This window comes from Streptomyces sp. NPDC006435 (assembly GCF_040612315.1).
Lineage (GTDB): Bacteria > Actinomycetota > Actinomycetes > Streptomycetales > Streptomycetaceae > Streptomyces.
In genome coordinates, this window is sequence record NZ_JBEXPY010000002.1 from 183,585 (window position 1) to 197,825 (window position 14,241).

Genomic DNA, 14,241 nt, shown 5'->3' on the forward strand with positions numbered 1-14,241 from the left:
CCCCGCAGGACGCATTCGGCATTTCCGCACGTCAGACCATTGAACTCGAAGGGGAACCGGCGCACACCGACTTCCCGGAAAACGACCCCGTCATTAATTCGGTTGTGCGGTGCCGAAGGTGTTCCTAGGCTGCATGGCAGCGAAGAAAGGAGGTGTTCCGGAAGTGATTTCTTCTCGGACTCGTGAGGTGGCTGCGGGCTGACGCCCGTTGTCGCGCTCTTTGCAGTGCAGGCCGGACGTCGGCCAATCCCAAGCAGTCACCGACCCGCAGGCTCGCCGGTAAGTCCGGCCGGCTCCTCCGCAAGGAGGGACCAGAGCCTGCGGGTTTCTGCGTGTCCGGGGTCTTTCGTGGCCGAGGGTTTCCGGGGCCAGGGGTTTCCGGGGCCAGGGGTCCTCGGGGCCGGGGGCCCTACGGGCACAGGCGCTCGACGCGCCAGTCCTTGCCCTCGCGGACGTACCGCAGCCGGTCGTGGAGCCGGTTCGGGTGGCCCTGCCAGAACTCGATCGTGTCGGGGACGACGCGGTAGCCGCCCCAGTGCGGGGGCGCGGGAACGTGTTCGCCCTCCGGGTAGCGGGCGGCCAGTTCCTCGTAGCGGGCGATGAGCTCCTCGCGGGTGCCGATCACCGTCGACTGGGCGCTGGCCCAGGCGCCGAGCTGGGAGCCGTGCGGGCGGGTGCGGAAGTAGGCGACCGTCTCCTCGCGGCCGACACGTTCCGCCCTGCCGGTGACGATGACCTGGCGGGCCATCGGGTGCCAGGGGAAGAGCAGCGAGACGTACGGGTTGGCGGCCAGTTCGCGGCCCTTGCGGGATTCGTAGTTGGTGAAGAAGACGAAGCCGCGCTCGTCGTACTTCTTCAGCAGCACCGTGCGGGAGGACGGCCGGCCCTCGGGGGTGGCGGTGGAGACGATCATGGCGTTGGGCTCGTGGAGCACCCCGCCCACGGCCACCTGCCGGAACCAGTGGGCGAACTGCCGCATCGGGTCGTCGGCCAGCGTGTCCTCGGTGAAGGCCTCGGAGCGGTACTGCTCGCGCATCGCGGCCGGATCGGTGGTGGAATCGGAGGGAGAGTCTGCGGTGGGCACGGGGTCATCCTGCCGCAGCATCCGTTCCCGCCCGGCACCGGAGGGGTATGGAGGTGGACAGGAGCGAGGGGCCGCACCCGGTGGGGACGGGCTCCTCCTGTGCCGGATGTCACGCTTCCCCCGGGTCGGGGAAAGCCGCCAATATCTTGGGCAGGCCGCTGCAGGGCCTCCACAGAGCCGTCGACCGAGGGAGCCGCCATGTCCGACTTCGTACCGGGACTAGAGGGAGTCGTCGCGTTCGAGACGGAGATCGCCGAACCTGACAAGGAAGGCGGTTCGCTCCGTTACCGGGGTGTCGACATCGAGGATCTCGTCGGCCACGTGTCGTTCGGAAACGTCTGGGGCCTGCTGGTCGACGGGGCGTTCAACCCCGGGCTGCCGCCGGCCGAGCCGTTCCCGATCCCGGTGCACTCCGGTGACATCCGGGTCGACGTGCAGTCCGCGCTGGCGATGCTGGCCCCCGTGTGGGGTCTGCGGCCGCTGCTCGACATCGACGAGGAGACCGCGCGCAACGACCTGGCGCGGGCCGCCGTGATGGCGCTGTCGTACGTCGCCCAGTCGGCGCGCGGGCAGGGGCGGCCGATGGTTCCGCAGAGCGAGATCGACAAGGCCGGTTCCGTGGTCGAGCGGTTCATGATCCGCTGGCGCGGCGAGCCGGATCCCCGGCACGTGAAGGCCGTGGACGCGTACTGGACCTCGGCCGCCGAGCACGGCATGAACGCCTCCACGTTCACCGCCCGGGTCATCGCGTCGACCGGCGCCGACGTGGCGGCCGCGCTGTCGGGTGCGGTGGGCGCGATGTCGGGGCCGCTGCACGGCGGTGCGCCGTCCCGGGTGCTCGGCATGATCGAGGAGATCGAGCGGACCGGCGACGCCACCGCGTACGTGAAGAAGGCCCTGGACAGGGGCGAGCGGCTGATGGGCTTCGGGCACCGGGTGTACCGGGCGGAGGACCCGCGGGCGCGGGTGCTGCGGCGCACCGCCGAGGAGCTGGGCGCGCCGCGGTTCGAGGTGGCGCAGGCGCTGGAGAAGGCCGCGCTGGAGGAGTTGCACGCGCGGCGCCCGGACCGGGTGCTGGCGACGAACGTGGAGTTCTGGGCGGCGATCATGCTGGACTTCGCGGAGGTTCCGGCGCACATGTTCACGTCGATGTTCACGTGTGCGCGCACGGCGGGCTGGTCGGCGCACATCCTGGAGCAGAAGCGGACGGGGCGGCTGGTGCGGCCCTCGGCACGGTACGTCGGTCCGGGCTCGCGCGACCCCCGGGAGATCCCGGGGTACGACCAGCTCGCGGATCTGGGGAACTGAGGGGGACGGGCGTCCGGTCCCGGGGTTCCCCGGTGCCGGACGCCCGTCCGTTGCTGCTCACTTGACGCAGGTCAGGTCCTTGGTGGGCAGTTTGCCCGTGGCCAGGTAGCGGTTGACCCGGTTGTCGACGCAGTCGTTGCCGTACTCGCCGTACAGGCCGTGGCGGTTGGCCCCCTCCAGGGTGACGAGCCGGGAGCCGGGGAGCTTGCGGTGCAGTTCGAGGGTGCCGCGGTAGGTGGTGCGCGGGTCGCCGGTGGCGCCCACGATCAGTGCGGGGGCGTCCCGTTCCACCCGGGTCGGTTCCTCGCGGGGCCGGTCCCAGAAGGCGCACGGCAGGATGTTGTCGGTCATGGGGCCGAACAGCGGGTGGGCGGCGCGACCGCGTTCGATGTCCCGCCAGTACGTCCCGGGGTCGCGGGGCGCGGCCCGGTCGCCGCAGAGGATCGCGGTCTGCACGCTGCCCGCCTGCGACTGCTCGCCGGTCAGGATGAACCGGAACGCCCCGACGAGCCCCGGTGACAGGGTGGTCGGGCGCCCCTTCGCGGCCTCGGAGAGCACCGAGACGGTCCCGCCGAGTTCGGCCCGGGTCGCGTCGTGGTCGTCGGCGAGCGACATGAAGAGCAGCAGCGGTATGTGGGAGGCGTCGATCCGGAAGGTGTCGGCGCCGGTGCCGAGGACCAGCGGTTTGCGGGCTGCGGCCTTCGAGACGCGGTCGACGGTGGCGAGGACCTGTGCACGGGTGCGGCCGAGGTGGTAGGTGTCGTGGCGGGCGGCGGCCCAGTCTGCCCAGGCGGCGAGCGCCCGCTCGTTCTCGCGCACTCCGTCGCGCATCAGCCGGGGGCCGTATTCGTCCGGGTCTATCGCCCCGTCGAGCACCATCCGGTCGTAGCGGCCGGGGAACATCTGGCTGTAGACGGTGCCGAGGTAGGTGCCGTACGAGTAGCCGAGGTAGGAGATCCGCCGTTCGCCGAGGGCGCCGCGGATGACGTCCATGTCGCGGGCGGTGTTGCGGGTGGTGACGTGCGGGAGGACGTCGGCGTTGGTGGCCCGGCACTTGTCGGCGAGGCTCTTCTGGAAGGCGACCTGGCGGTCGAAGCCGGCCCGGTCGGGTCCGGCCGAGCGGAAGAACATGCCGGTGGGCCAGTTGCAGTCCAGCGGGGTGCTGCGGCCGACGAAGCGGGGGTCGAAGCCGATGATGTCGTAGCGCGCGCCGACGCCCTTCATGGCCTCGCGGATGTGCGGCGGGGAGTCGACGGCGGTGCCGCCGGGGCCGCCGTTGTTGAGCAGGATGGCGCCGATGCGGTGGCGGGTGTCGGTGGCCCCGAGCCGGGAGACGGCGACGGTGATGGTGCGGCCGGTGGGGTCGGAGTAGTCGAGCGGGACGGTCACGTCGGTGCACTGGACCCCTGCCCTGTCGAGGTCCTTGCCCACGGTGTCGTCGGGTCCGGTGGCGCAGCTGCCCCAGGTGAGGCGCTGGTCGTAGTAGCGGTCGAGGCCGGGGGCGGTGTGCTTCGGGCCGGTGTTCTTCGGCGTGGTGCTCTTCGGGCCGGTGTTCTTCGGCGTGGTGTGGGGCGCGGCGACGGCGACGGCGGGGATCGCGGTGAGGCAGGCGGCGAGGGCGAGGGCGGCGGCCGGGGCGCGGCGTGCGGTCCGGGCCGAGGGCCGGTGGGTGTGGGACCGGGGTGTCACTTCGTCTCCTTGTACGAGGGGCAGAGGGCGGTGTCGACGGCGGCGAGGAACTCCTCCTCGGCCCGGTCGGTGTCGGGCACCTTGGTGAGGGCGAGGGCGACGCCGCTGCCGTCGGGGCCGACCGCGCCGAGCGCGCGGTGTCCGCCCGGCACGGTTCCGCCGTGGCCCCACCACCGGCCGCCGCAGCTCAGCGGGGAGGAGATCAGGCCGAGCCCGTAGCGGGCGCCGGGCCAGAGCCGTTGCGGGTCCGCCGGTACGGTGCGCTTCATCTCGGCGAGCCAGCGGGCGGGGAGCAGCCGGCCGTCGAACAGGCCGTGGAAGAAGCGGTTGAGGTCGGCGGGGGTGGAGACCAGCGCCCCACCCGCGCCGCCGAAGGTCATGTTCCACTCGGTGCCGTCCGTCGGGGCCGGGTCCGCGGGGTCCTCGGCGGGGGTGTAGCTGCGCGAGTGCGGGCCCCGGATACGGGTGCGGTCACCGGGCCAGTACGTGTCGCGCAGGCCGAGCGGCTCGATGATCCGGCGGCGCACCTCGGCCTCGATGCCATGTCCGGTGACCTGTTCGACGACCAGTCCGGCGAGGACGTAGTTGGTGGTCGAGTAGGACCAGGTGGTGTCGGGGCGCGGCATCGCCAGCGCGGTCGCGACCAGTTCCCGGGGCTCGAAGTGGCGGAACCGCCACTCGTCGACGGGCCGCTCGACGATCGCCTCGACGTAGTCGGGGAGCCCGCTGGTGTGCTGGAGCAGCTGCCGTACGGTGATCCGGCGGCCGTCGTGGCCGTTGCCCCGGATCAGTCCGGGCAGGTAGCGCTCGACGGGGGCGTCCAGCCCGATCCGGCCCTCGGCCGCGAGTTGCACGACGACGGTGGCGGTGAACGTCTTGGTGACGCTGCCGATCCGCAGCCGGTCCCGGGCGCGCATCGGGCGGCCGGTGTCCAGGTCGGCGACGCCGCGCGCCACCGTCCACCGGCCGCAGTGCGGACCGGTGACCTCGGCGGCCGTGCCCGGGATGCCGTCCCGGGCGACCAGGGTGGCGAACCGGTCGGCCAGTGCGTCCCGCGCGGTGTCGCAGCCGTCGGGCAGGGCCGTGCGGGGCGGGGCGTGTGCGGCGTGCTCGGTGTGTGCGGCGTGCGTGGATGCGGATGCCGGTGCGGAAGCCGCGGCCAGCAGCGCCGTGACCGCGGCCAGGACGACCGCGCGGGCGGAGGGTCTGTTCGCTCTGTTCTGTCCGTGTCTCACACGGATCGACGCTAGCCGCGCGACACCCCGGTGATCACTGCGGCTTTCCCCCCAACCTCCCTGGGGCCAGCCCTACTTGCCGCGGCTCAGTCCAGTGCCCGTTCCAGCAGTACCGTCCACTGCGCGACGACTCCCCGGCGGCGGGCCGTGTCGTCGGTGAGGACGTTGGCCAGGCCCAGGCCGCGGGCCATGTCGAGGAGGCCCTGGACGGTCTCGCGCACACCGGGCTTCGTCTCGTCGGCGGCGAGGAGCTCGACGGCGATCCGGTGGGTCTCGCGGCCGACGCGGGCTTCGAGTTCGGTGACGCGGGGGCGGAGCTGCGGTTCGTTGGAGGCGGCGACCCAGAGCTGGAGCGCGGCGCGGAAGAGCGGCCCGGTGTACAGGTCGACGAGTGCGGCGACGACCTCCGTGCGCCCCTGGACGGGCAGGGCGCGCAGAGCGGCGGAGCGTTCCTCGGCGACGTACTCGACGGCCGCGGTGAACAGGTCCTCGCGGGTCGGGAAGTGGTGCTGGGCCGCGCCGCGCGAGACGCCCGCGCGTTCGGCGACGACGGAGACCGTGGAGCCCGCCCAGCCGTGTTCGGCCAGACAGGAGACGGCGGCTTCGAGGAGCCTGCGGCGGGTGGCGCGGCTGCGGTCCTGCTTGGGGGTCCGGTCGGTGGGGGGCATCACAACGCCCATGCGGGGTCCCGTCGTTCGAGGAAGGCCGTCATTCCTTCCCGGGCGTCGGCGGAGGCGAAGAGTGCCGCCGAGCGGGCGATGAGGTCTTCGGCGTGCTGGTCGAAGCTTTCCAGCACAGTAGCCGTGACCAGCTCCTTCGATGCCTTCAGCCCCTGCGGTGAGGCCTTGCGCAGGCCGTCCAGCACGGGGGCGAGCGCCTCGTCGATGTCCTCGCCGGGTCCGACGGCGAGCGTGATCAGGCCGATGCGGGCGGCCTCGTCGGCGTCGAAGCGTTCGCCGGTGAGGTAGTAGCGGGTGGCGGCGCGCGGGTCGGTGCGGGGCAGCAGCGGCAGGGAGATGACGGCGGGGGCGAGGCCGAGCCGGGACTCGGTGAGGGCGAACGAGGCGCCGGGGCCGGCCGCCGAGATGTCGCAGGCGCCGAGCAGCCCGAGGCCGCCCGCCCGGACGTGTCCGGTGACCCGGGCGACGACGGGCTTGGGCAGGGCGACGATCCGCCGCATCAGGGCGACGAGGGCGTACGGGTCGGGCGGTGCGGTGAGGTCGGCGCCGGCGCAGAAGGTGTTGCCGGTGTGGGTGAGGACGACGGCCCGTACGGTGTCGTCGGCCATGCACGCGTCCAGGGCGGTGGCGAGCTCGTCGACCATGGCCGCGGAGAGCGCGTTGCGGTTGGCCGGCGAGTCGAGGGCGAGGGTGGTGATGCCCCGGTCGTGGACGGGTGGGGCGAGCCGGCTCATCGGTCACTCTCCTTGCTGCGGGGACGTCGCGTCGAGCGTGGCAGCGGGAACAGGAACAATCAAGCACGCTTGCATGATTTCTGCCGCCCCGCTTTCACCGGCGCCGCGCTTCCTCCCGTGCCGCACTTCCGGCGCCATGCTTTCCACTGCCGTGCTCTCCGGCGCTTCCCGGCCGCGCCTCCCCCGGAATCCGATGGCGCGGAACGGCTTCGGCATCGAGGATCGTCGGATGCATGAGGTGAGACTGTCCGACGGGACCATCGCTCTGTCGCCGCTGCGCCCGGACGACGTGGAGGCGCATCTCGCGGGGGAGGACGAACTGCTGGTCCGTTGGCTCAACGGCGGCCCCGGCACGCGCGAGGGCGTCGAGGCGTACTTCCGGCACTGCCGGGAGCAGTGGGACACCGGCGGGCCGCTCCGCGCCTTCGGCATCCGGGTGGGCCCCGGCGAGGTGCTCGCGGGGACGGTCGACCTGCGGTTCGCGGGGGAGGGCCTGGCCCCCGGCCAGGTGAACGTCGCCTACGGCCTCTACCCATCCTGGCGGGGGCGGGGCCTGGCCACCCGCGCGGTCCTGCTGGCGTCGCACCACGCGGCCGCCGAGGGCGGCGAGGAGGCGGTGATCCAGGTCGACCCGGAGAATCTCGCGTCCGTCGCGGTCGCGCGGCGGGCGGGGTTCGGCCCCGGCGAGCAGCCGCCCGGCAACGGCGGCACGCGGTTCGACCGGTACGTACGGAACCTGCGCGACGCTCCGCGGTGACGACCGGCCGTCACGGGACGGCCCCGGCCGACGCCCCGAAGTCGGGTTCCACGGGCCTTCGTTAGAGTCGCCCGCATGCCCGACACCTCCCACCTCGCCGCCGTCCGGAAGTCGTACGACACCGTCGCCTCCGCCTACTTCGAACGGGTCAAGTCCCCGGCGGAGCTGGACCCGCTGTCGCGGGGGATGCTGGACGTCTTCGCGGAGACGGTACGGACGGCCGGGCTCGGGCCCGTCGCCGACCTGGGGTGCGGGCCGGGCAAGGTCACGGCCCACCTCGCCGAGCGGAACGTGCCCGTGTTCGGCATGGACCTGTCGCCCGCCATGATCGAGCTGGCCCGTGACACCCACCCCGGCCTGCCCTTCGCCGTCGGCTCGATGACCTCGCTCCCGATCGCGGACGACGCCCTCGGGGGCGTCCTCGCGTACTACTCCACCCACCACACGCCGCCGGAGCTGCTGCCGGTGGTGTTCGGCGAGTTCCACCGGACCCTCGCACCCGGGGGCTGTCTGATGCTGGCCGGGCACGTGGGGGCCGGCCAGCACCTGCGTCCCACGCAGGCGTACGGCGGCCTCCCGGTGTCCTACGAGTCCTACCTGCTGCCGCCCGACCGGCTCGCCGAGCTCCTGAAGCGGGCCGGACTCGTCCTCACCGCACGGCTGGTGGAGGAACCCGCCGAAGGGGCCGAAAGAACCTTCGCCACCTTCCTCGCCCGCAGGCCCGAACGATCCTGAGACCCGAACTGCGGTTCACGGCAACACCCCCGCACGGCCGTCCTCGGCTGCACGGAGGCGCGTTCACGTTTCGCGAAGCCGTTGCCCCGCCCGCGTCGCCACGGGCAGGTCCTACAACGCGCCCTCGGCCACACTTCCGATGAAGGTCTGCCACCCCTCGGAAGCACAGGTCGGGACCGGCCCCGCCTGCCGGGTCCGGTGCGCCCCTGGCAGGTGACGGCGCGTGCACGATGGCTCCTGGAGTGAATCGGACCCCAGGAGCCATCGTGCACGACCCTACCGATCCGTGAGCACCCGGGCTCCGCGCGCCCGTCAGGACGAATCGGGAAGTCCTCCCCGGCTCCCAGGGCCAGGGCATCGGAACCGAGCTGATGCGCCGCAGCGCCATCGCAAGGCCGCATACGCAGGTCGCTGGTGCGCCTGACGTACCGTCTCCGGCACCGCCAGCCGGTGAGTGCCGTGCGGGACGGGGCCCCCTCACCGCTGCCGCGCGTCGCGTCGGGCTCAGCCGCCCTGGAGCCGCAGCCGGAAAGTGGGGCAGACGTCCGGGTCGTCCTCCGCGTAGAGATGGATACGTCCGTCGCCCTCGGCGATCGAGAGGGAGTCGAGGGTGTCCCCGTCCAGAAAGCGCTTCGGCGCGGTGAAGGAGAGGGACAGGTGCGCGAACTCGGTGGCCGAGGTGCCGCCCTGCACCACGGACCAGGTGCCGGACCCGTCGAAGGACTCCCCGAGTTCGCTCCGGTACCAGTCACCAGTCGGCCAGTCGCGCACGGTGACCGTTCCGCTGCCCGGCTTGCTCTCCGACGCCTTCAGGACAAGCGTCACGCCCTCCGCGTCGCCCTCGCCCCGGTAGGTGCCGGCGAGTTCGGCGGAGGTCGCGCCGACCGCCTGCTTTCCCATGCAGCCCTCGACAGCGGTGGGCGCCGACGAACAGCCCGGCAGCCAGGTCAGCAGAGCCAGCACGACGGCGGCCGCCGGCAGACGTGCTCGGGACATCGACTCACTTCTCCTTCGCCGGAATGCGCTCGGTCCAGACGATCTTCTGGTCCACGGACGAGAAGACGCCCTCCTCACGGTTGAACTTCTCCAGCCAGTCGTAGTAGCCGATGTAGTGCAGGAATGACTCGTTACTGGTGTTGTTCTTCATGGTGTACTCGACCACCAGGGAGCCGTCGGGGTCCTGGCCCTTGACCGCGTAGTTCAGGTTGTACGAGCCGGTGAACGCCTCGCCCAGATGCTCCTCGTCGCCGGTGACGATCGCCGGCAGATCCGTGGTGATGAGCTTCTTGAGCGCGCCCAGCTTGCCGCTCTCCGAGATCGAGTACGCCACGCTGCCTTGCGGCTGGCCGGTGGACCGCCACTGCTCCAGCGTGTCCAGCCGTAGCTGCCCCATGCTCTCGCTGGACCGGATGAGCTCGGTCATCTCGTCGCCGTAGTAGTAGTCGCGGTGCCGGGAGCCGTCACCGGTCACCCAGTCCCAGCCCAGCGAGTAAGGATCATCCGAACTGAGCCCCGGACAGGGGGCCTTGCCCTGGAGGGCGAGGACCAGCGCGTTGTACGCGCCCTCGCTGATCTTCTTGGTGGAGTCGATGTCAGTGAGCCCCGGGTCGCTGTTGAACCACTGGCCCTGGCCGATGTCTGCCATCAGGCTGTAGGCGAGGTTGCGGTCGGCTGTGACCCCCCGTTTGAGGATCTGCGCGATCTCCCGATCCGCCGCCTCGATGGTCTTCTTCTCCTCGTCGGTCAGCTCGACCTTGCAGACGTTGTCGACGACGTCCGGGGAGAGCGTCCCGTCCGCGTTGATGTGCAGGCCCCTCTCCTTGGCCCGCCGCGTGGCGTCCTGGAGGTCCTTCTGGGCGGACTTCAGATCGCCCACGCCGTCCTCGACGACGCGCCGGGCCGCGTCCGCCACCTTCGCGGCGCTCTCCAGCCGGCGCTCGATGTCGTCGATCATCTTCCAGGCGTACGGGGCCGCCGCCCCTTCCCAGTAGCCCTTGTCGCGCAGCGGCGTGAGCGCCTCGTCGTGCATGCGCTTGCCGAGGCCCTTGATGTCTCGGTGGATGATCTCCCAGCGCTCTGCCAGGCCGCCCAGCGCCGACAGGTCCACGGCCAGCAGGGAGAGGTAGAAGGTCGCCGCCATCAGTAGTCCTCCAGCGCCGAGCGGACCTGCACCTGGCCGGCGGTCCGGCCCACCGCGATGTCGGTCCGGGTGTAGGTGCCGTCGCTGGCCCGCAGGCTCTCGGCGATGTGCGCGAGCCAGGCCGTGACCGTGCCGGCCTGCCGCTCCCACTGCCGGTGGGCGAGCCGGACCGCCCGCGCCGACTCCAGGCCCTCCAGCGCGCCCACCGCCTTCAGCGCGGGCTCCTCCAGCGACGCGGCCGGCTTGTAGAAGTGGTCGTGGATGTCGTCGATCTGACCGGCTGCCTTCTTGAGCACACCTGGTGCGATCTTCAGGTCGACCGACTGTCCGCCGGAGGGCGGCGGCTGGAGGCCGGGAGGATCCGGGCGTAATTGCGGCCGGACCAGCGGGTCGGCGGTGCTGCCTGCGGGCGGCGCGGTGTAGTGGCCCTCCCGGCCTGGGAGGACCTTGTGCCGCTCGATTTCTTCCGGGGACAGCGGAAGCTTCGCCCTGTCCGGCTCCGGAAGCCGGTCGTCCCCTGCGGCCTTGCCCTCGCTCATATGTGATCCCCCGTTCGGTGTCACCTCTCAGGCAATTATGGCGAGAGTCGAATGATCACATCGGGATGGAGACCCGACAGCGCTGGTCGAGGCATGTCGTGCGGCAGCTTCTTGCGCAGTCATCTGCGTCCCACGCAGGCGTACGGCGGCCTCCCGGTGTCCTACGAGTCCTACCTGCTGCCGCCCGACCGGCTCGCCGAGCTCCTGAAGCGGGCCGGACTCGTCCTCACCGCACGGCTGGTGGAGGAACCCGCCGAAGGGGCCGAAAGAACCTTCGCCACCTTCCTCGCCCACAGGCCCGAACGACCCTGAGAACCGAACTGCGTTGATTCCCGAGGGAGTTCGGGTACCGGTGGGTGCTGCTCCCTCATGCGCCGCCCGGCACCACGGCCCATGCGTCGATCTCGACCCGGAAGGCGGGGTTCACCAGCCCGACCACCTGGACGAGCGAGCAGGCGGGGGGACGGGCGGGGTCCTGGTGCTCGTCCCGTACCCGGCGGAACGCCGCCAGGTCCTGCAGGTCGGTCAGGTAGACGGTCAGCTTGACCACGTGTTCGAGGGCCGAACCCGCCGCCTCCAGGGCGGTGGCCAGGTTCGCGTACACCTGGCGCACCTGCGCCTCGGCGTCGCCCTCGCCCACCGGTCGGCCCTCGCCGTCCACCGGAACCTGGCCCGAGACCGCCACGACGGCTCCTGTGAACGCCACCGCGTGGCTGTAGCCGTTCACGGGTGGAGCTCCCTCGGGTCGCACGAAGTGCTGCATCATCACATCTCCATTTCAGCGAGCGCCAGGCCATCACGATCAAGGACCGTCCCGGCCGCGGTCAATCCTCGACGGGGCTCCCGCCGGTGGGCAGGCAGCCGTATGCGGACGACTGCGGGCCTGCGAGCGGCACTGTCACCGGTGATCGGAATGATTGTCGTGGCCGGCGGGCACACGTCGGCATCACGACTCCGAGGTGGCTCGAATGGATACGTGGCAGGAACTGTCGGCACGGGTGGAGGAGCGGCTGAAGTCGGTGTCGGCCGGTGAGCGTCGCGTCTTCGCCGCCGGGGTCGCGGAACGGCTCATGAGCCGGCACGAGGCATTGCCCGAGGAGGAGCAGGCGCCGTTCACCCTGAGCCTGCGCCCTCTGCTGAACTCCGTGTGGGAGGGCGTTCTCGGTGACTTGACGGCCTTCTCCGCGGTCAACCGCGGTGTCGCCGAGTACATGCTCGGCGAGTACTGCCACAACGACGGCCAGGACGGCCCGGACGATGCGGACGAGTCCGCCGCGGCGGCGACGTTGTACGCCGCGCACACCTACCTGTTCGGCTGCCACGATTTCGCTTTCTGGACCAGTGGCCGAGCGGTGGAGGCCGTCGAGCAGCATCTCGAGTACCTGGCCGAGACGGAAGAGGATGACATCCCGGTCGACCCGGACGAGGCACTGGCCTCCGAGCTGCGGCGTCAGCTTCGGGATCTCGATCTCATCGCGGACTTCTCGAAGGATCTCCGCCACTCCGGCCTGGGATTGCCCGTCGATACATCGGTCCGGCTCCGCGTGGAGCTACGGGCTCCTCTCTCCAGCCAGGAGTGAGTGTCCGGGGGAAGCGGCTGTCTGCCGGGACGCGGTCGAACCGGTGCCGGCCCGCATCGACCTCGAAAGCATCGCCGACCTGCGGTTCGAGTGGGCCGGCGATGCCGCGAGGTGGCCGTGGTCGGCCGACCGGGCCGGCCCGGTCAGTCAGTCAGTGCTTCCGTTCCCGGTCGCGCAGTTCGCGGCGGAGGATCTTGCCCGAGGTGGCGCGCGGTATCGCGTCGGTGAACTCGGCCTGCCGGACCTTCTTGTACGGGGCGACGCGCTCGGCGACGTACGCCATGACGTCGTCCGTCGTGAGGTCGGGGGCGGAGGGCTGGCGGACGACGTATGCCTTGGGGACCTCGTTGCCCTCGTCGTCGGTGACGCCGATGACGGCGGCGTCGGCGACGGAGGGGTGGGTCAGGAGGAGGGCTTCGAGTTCGGCGGGGGCTACCTGGTAGCCCTTGTACTTGATGAGTTCCTTCACCCGGTCGACGACGAACAGCCAGCCGTCGTCGTCGACGTGGCCGATGTCGCCGGTGTGCACCCAGCCGTCGGCGTCGATCATTTCGGCGGTGGCCTCGGGGCGGCCGAGGTAGCCCTTCATCACCTGCGGGCCGCGGATGAGGATCTCGCCCTGACCGGACGAGGAGTCGGAGAGCGGGACGATGCGCATCTCGGTGCTGGGCAGCAGCCTGCCGACCGTGCCGGGCGGCGGGTTCTCGGCGGCGAGCGGGACGACGTGGGTGCCCGGGGAGAGTTCCGTCATGCCGTACGCCTGGCGCACGGGCGGCAGGCCGAGCCGCTTCGAGCAGGCGGCGGCGAGTTCGGCGTCGAGCGGGGCTGCGGCGCTGACGACGTACTCCAGGGAGGAGAGGTCGTAGCGGTCGACCGCGGGGTGCTTGGCGAGGGCGAGGACGATCGGCGGGGCCACGTACAGGCCGGTGATGCGGTGCTTCTCGATCGCGGCGAGGAACTGGTCGAGGTCGAAGCGGGGCAGCACGACGACGGTGGCGCCCAGCCGCAGCGGGGCGTTCATCAGGGCGGTGAGGCCGTAGATGTGGAAGAAGGGCAGGACGGCCAGGATGCGGGCGCCGGGGCCCATGGGGACGAAGGGGCGGAGCTGCTCCAGGTTGGTGCCCATGGAGCGGTGGGTGAGCATGACGCCCTTGGGGGTTCCGGTGGTGCCGGAGGAGTACGGGAGGGCGGCGACGTCCTCTGCGGGGTCGATGGTGACGTGGGGTTCGGGGGCGGTGGTGGCGAGCAGGTCGAGCACGGAGGGGTGTCCCTCGGCCCGGTCGCAGACGAGGACCCGCTCGATGCCCCCGGCGAGTTCCGCGGCGGCGAGCGCGGTGGGCAGGAGCGGGGAGACGGTGACGATCCAGCGGGCGGCGGAGTCGCGGAGCTGTTTGGCGAACTCCTCCGCCGTGGCGAGGGGGTGGACGGTGGTGACGGTGGCGCCGGCCCGGGTCGCGCCGAAGAACACCGCCGGGTAGGCGATGGTGTTGGGGCTGTGCAGGGCCAGGACGTCGCCCTTGCGGAGTCCGGCCTCGGCGAGTCCGGCGGCGATGCGGCGGTGAAAGGTGTCGAGCTGCCGGTAGGTGAGGGCGGAGGTGTCGTCCGTGCCGTCGATCAGCGCGACCGTGTCGCCGTACGCGGCGGCATCGCCGAGCACCGCGTCGTGGATGGGTGTGTCGAGGGTCGGTACGGCGGGGTGGTCGCTGTGGAACACGTGCATCCTGGCGGGTCCCTTCGGAGCGGCGGGTGCGGCGAGCTGC

General features: G+C 71.6%; 15 protein-coding genes. 5 read left to right on the forward strand and 10 right to left on the reverse strand.

The window, feature by feature from the left end:
* Positions 1-409 precede the first annotated feature (409 nt).
* A complete protein-coding gene (gene pdxH, locus ABZZ04_RS03030) occupies positions 410-1,036 on the reverse strand; it encodes a pyridoxamine 5'-phosphate oxidase (protein WP_356930654.1) in 627 nt (208 codons plus the stop codon).
* 246 nt (positions 1,037-1,282) lie between these two features.
* On the opposite strand from pdxH, the gene ABZZ04_RS03035 reads away from it, so the two are divergent.
* On the forward strand, positions 1,283-2,392 hold the full coding sequence (locus ABZZ04_RS03035; protein ID WP_356930426.1) for a citrate synthase 2: 1,110 nt from the start codon (positions 1,283-1,285) through the stop codon (positions 2,390-2,392).
* A 57-nt stretch (positions 2,393-2,449) separates the two neighbouring features.
* Here ABZZ04_RS03035 and ABZZ04_RS03040 read toward each other — a convergent pair whose 3' ends face one another.
* The 4 genes from ABZZ04_RS03040 to ABZZ04_RS03055 form a co-directional block, all read right to left on the reverse strand.
* On the reverse strand, positions 2,450-4,081 hold the full coding sequence (locus ABZZ04_RS03040; protein ID WP_356930427.1) for an alpha/beta hydrolase: 1,632 nt from the start codon (positions 4,079-4,081) through the stop codon (positions 2,450-2,452).
* The gene (locus ABZZ04_RS03045) at positions 4,078-5,316 is read right to left on the reverse strand and encodes a serine hydrolase domain-containing protein (protein WP_356930428.1); all 1,239 of its coding nucleotides are present in this window, start codon (positions 5,314-5,316) and stop codon (positions 4,078-4,080) included. Before ABZZ04_RS03045 ends, ABZZ04_RS03040 begins: the two co-directional genes overlap by 4 nt.
* 86 nt (positions 5,317-5,402) lie before the next feature.
* A complete protein-coding gene (locus ABZZ04_RS03050; protein WP_356930429.1) occupies positions 5,403-5,996 on the reverse strand; it encodes a TetR/AcrR family transcriptional regulator in 594 nt (197 codons plus the stop codon).
* Entirely contained in the window at positions 5,984-6,730 is a 747-nt protein-coding gene (locus tag ABZZ04_RS03055) for an enoyl-CoA hydratase family protein (protein ID WP_356930430.1), read from the reverse strand. Before ABZZ04_RS03055 ends, ABZZ04_RS03050 begins: the two co-directional genes overlap by 13 nt.
* Positions 6,731-6,959: 229 nt before the next feature.
* Here ABZZ04_RS03055 and ABZZ04_RS03060 point away from each other — a divergent pair, with 229 nt between their 5' ends.
* Both ABZZ04_RS03060 and ABZZ04_RS03065 read left to right on the forward strand, forming a co-directional pair.
* Positions 6,960-7,487 carry a GNAT family N-acetyltransferase gene (locus ABZZ04_RS03060; protein WP_356930431.1) on the forward strand — a complete coding sequence of 176 codons (528 nt, stop codon included), beginning with the start codon at positions 6,960-6,962 and terminating at the stop codon, positions 7,485-7,487.
* A 75-nt stretch (positions 7,488-7,562) separates the two neighbouring features.
* A complete protein-coding gene (locus tag ABZZ04_RS03065; RefSeq protein ID WP_356930432.1) occupies positions 7,563-8,222 on the forward strand; it encodes a methyltransferase domain-containing protein in 660 nt (219 codons plus the stop codon).
* Positions 8,223-8,726: 504 nt separating this feature from the next.
* Here the strand turns inward: ABZZ04_RS03065 and ABZZ04_RS03070 are convergent.
* From ABZZ04_RS03070 to ABZZ04_RS03080, 3 genes are read right to left on the reverse strand one after another with little or no spacing between them, the layout of a single operon-like run.
* The gene (locus tag ABZZ04_RS03070; protein WP_356930433.1) at positions 8,727-9,218 is read right to left on the reverse strand and encodes a hypothetical protein; all 492 of its coding nucleotides are present in this window, start codon (positions 9,216-9,218) and stop codon (positions 8,727-8,729) included.
* Between the two features lie 4 nt (positions 9,219-9,222).
* Complete coding sequence (locus ABZZ04_RS03075; protein ID WP_356930434.1) at positions 9,223-10,362, reverse strand: hypothetical protein; 1,140 nt, start codon at positions 10,360-10,362, stop codon at positions 9,223-9,225.
* The gene (locus tag ABZZ04_RS03080; protein ID WP_356930435.1) at positions 10,362-10,901 is read right to left on the reverse strand and encodes a hypothetical protein; all 540 of its coding nucleotides are present in this window, start codon (positions 10,899-10,901) and stop codon (positions 10,362-10,364) included. Before ABZZ04_RS03080 ends, ABZZ04_RS03075 begins: the two co-directional genes overlap by 1 nt.
* Before the next feature lie 93 nt (positions 10,902-10,994).
* Here ABZZ04_RS03080 and ABZZ04_RS03085 point away from each other — a divergent pair, with 93 nt between their 5' ends.
* Positions 10,995-11,213: a hypothetical protein gene (locus tag ABZZ04_RS03085; RefSeq protein WP_356930436.1), complete on the forward strand. Its 219-nt coding sequence runs from the start codon at positions 10,995-10,997 to the stop codon at positions 11,211-11,213.
* Between the two features lie 55 nt (positions 11,214-11,268).
* On the opposite strand, the gene ABZZ04_RS03090 is transcribed toward ABZZ04_RS03085, so the two are convergent.
* Entirely contained in the window at positions 11,269-11,667 is a 399-nt protein-coding gene (locus ABZZ04_RS03090; RefSeq protein WP_356930437.1) for a RidA family protein, read from the reverse strand.
* Positions 11,668-11,869: 202 nt separating this feature from the next.
* Between ABZZ04_RS03090 and ABZZ04_RS03095 the strand changes: the two genes are divergently transcribed.
* A complete protein-coding gene (locus ABZZ04_RS03095) occupies positions 11,870-12,481 on the forward strand; it encodes a hypothetical protein (RefSeq protein ID WP_356930438.1) in 612 nt (203 codons plus the stop codon).
* Between the two features lie 151 nt (positions 12,482-12,632).
* Here the strand turns inward: ABZZ04_RS03095 and ABZZ04_RS03100 are convergent, their stop codons facing one another.
* Complete coding sequence (locus ABZZ04_RS03100) at positions 12,633-14,201, reverse strand: 4-coumarate--CoA ligase family protein (protein WP_356930439.1); 1,569 nt, start codon at positions 14,199-14,201, stop codon at positions 12,633-12,635.
* Between the last annotated feature and the right edge of the window lie 40 nt (positions 14,202-14,241).

Excerpts from the sequence above, each read along its gene's own strand:
- pdxH (WP_356930654.1), bottom strand. The coding sequence starts at position 1,036 with ATGCGCGAGCAGTACCGCTCCGAGGCCTTCACCGAGGACACGCTGGCC.
- ABZZ04_RS03035 (WP_356930426.1), top strand. The coding sequence starts at position 1,283 with ATGTCCGACTTCGTACCGGGACTAGAGGGAGTCGTCGCGTTCGAGACG.
- ABZZ04_RS03050 (WP_356930429.1), bottom strand. The coding sequence starts at position 5,996 with ATGGGCGTTGTGATGCCCCCCACCGACCGGACCCCCAAGCAGGACCGC.
- ABZZ04_RS03055 (WP_356930430.1), bottom strand. The coding sequence starts at position 6,730 with ATGAGCCGGCTCGCCCCACCCGTCCACGACCGGGGCATCACCACCCTC.
- ABZZ04_RS03060 (WP_356930431.1), top strand. The coding sequence starts at position 6,960 with ATGCATGAGGTGAGACTGTCCGACGGGACCATCGCTCTGTCGCCGCTG.
- ABZZ04_RS03065 (WP_356930432.1), top strand. The coding sequence starts at position 7,563 with ATGCCCGACACCTCCCACCTCGCCGCCGTCCGGAAGTCGTACGACACC.
- ABZZ04_RS03070 (WP_356930433.1), bottom strand. The coding sequence starts at position 9,218 with ATGTCCCGAGCACGTCTGCCGGCGGCCGCCGTCGTGCTGGCTCTGCTG.
- ABZZ04_RS03075 (WP_356930434.1), bottom strand. The coding sequence starts at position 10,362 with ATGGCGGCGACCTTCTACCTCTCCCTGCTGGCCGTGGACCTGTCGGCG.
- ABZZ04_RS03080 (WP_356930435.1), bottom strand. The coding sequence starts at position 10,901 with ATGAGCGAGGGCAAGGCCGCAGGGGACGACCGGCTTCCGGAGCCGGAC.
- ABZZ04_RS03085 (WP_356930436.1), top strand. The coding sequence starts at position 10,995 with ATGTCGTGCGGCAGCTTCTTGCGCAGTCATCTGCGTCCCACGCAGGCG.
- ABZZ04_RS03090 (WP_356930437.1), bottom strand. The coding sequence starts at position 11,667 with ATGATGCAGCACTTCGTGCGACCCGAGGGAGCTCCACCCGTGAACGGC.
- ABZZ04_RS03095 (WP_356930438.1), top strand. The coding sequence starts at position 11,870 with ATGGATACGTGGCAGGAACTGTCGGCACGGGTGGAGGAGCGGCTGAAG.
- ABZZ04_RS03100 (WP_356930439.1), bottom strand. The coding sequence starts at position 14,201 with ATGCACGTGTTCCACAGCGACCACCCCGCCGTACCGACCCTCGACACA.